Origin of the sequence: Acinetobacter sp. AS5 (genome assembly GCF_048957595.1) — a bacterium.
In the GTDB taxonomy this organism is placed as follows: Bacteria; Pseudomonadota; Gammaproteobacteria; order Pseudomonadales; family Moraxellaceae; genus Acinetobacter.
Genome location: NZ_JARDAL010000143.1, coordinates 1 through 997, shown reverse-complemented (window position 1 = coordinate 997; position 997 = coordinate 1). Strand labels below are relative to the sequence as shown.

The 997-nt window shown below is 36.5% G+C and carries 1 protein-coding gene; it reads right to left on the bottom strand.

Features of this window, described 5'->3' with window-relative positions; genetic code table 11:
* Positions 1 to 116: 116 nt before the first annotated feature.
* Positions 117 to 530, bottom strand: a complete 414-nt coding sequence (locus PV763_RS17640) for a hypothetical protein (RefSeq protein ID WP_308958847.1) — start codon at positions 528 to 530, stop codon at positions 117 to 119.
* Between the last annotated feature and the right edge of the window lie 467 nt (positions 531 to 997).

The window sequence follows — 997 nt, the reverse complement described above, 5'->3', positions numbered from 1 at the left end:
AAAAATAAATGTGGCCCATTAAACGGGCCATATTGAGTCTGTTCTCTTCATCATCGCCAATGTGGTCGATATAAATAATTAACAAATCATCAAAGCTAAAAACTTTTCTTAAAAATTTAAGTTGGCTGCACACCAGGATAATCGTTGTAGTTGCCATCAATAAATTGATTGGTCGATTTACTGACATCATACCAAATCGGCATGCATTTCGACTTGTCACTTTGATCGATGGCCATGTATGGAAGTCCTAATTCGTTTTGAATCAATTCAGCACCCATAAATGGCTCAAGAACCTTCATAGGAATGGAAAACAAACACTCAACATACCCATTATCATGAATGACCTTCCGACTGGCTTTAGAAGCACTGTCAAAGCGCAATGCATTCCACAAGTGAGAAGCTTCATTGATGGTATGTGGTTGTTTTAGGTAATTAGGATTTTCAGACGCATAGATCGACAGTGTATTCACATCAATCATCAGCTTAAGTACACCTGAACCGACCATATGTTCAATCGGTATATACAGCATGATAGCGCCGTATCCTAAGCTTCGTTTTTTAGCATCTGGATGTTCACCAATACCACCAATAACGCTATGAATAAGAATAGGTAGAGTTGTGTTCATTTTATAAACCTTTCAATAGTTTTGTAGCTCTTTATACATTTGATACCGCGTATAGCAGATATATAACACGGCGATGTTAATAGAGATTGCATGAAGAATGATGATCAGGTTGGCACCCGATAATTCATCATATAAGGGCGAATAAAACGCATAAACGACTGAGAGTTCAGACATTAAAATCCAAAAAAAGCGGATAGAGGGGATATATTTAAAAGCTTCACTTTTTGCTTAATTTGTTTTTGCTGACTCATATTTCTCACCATTAGATTACAGCCATTAATATTGATTAATGATTTCATCCATCACATAAATTGAGTAGTTGTACTGGTCTAAGCGATATTTGCTTTCTTCAGTATGTTCACTGGCCAATG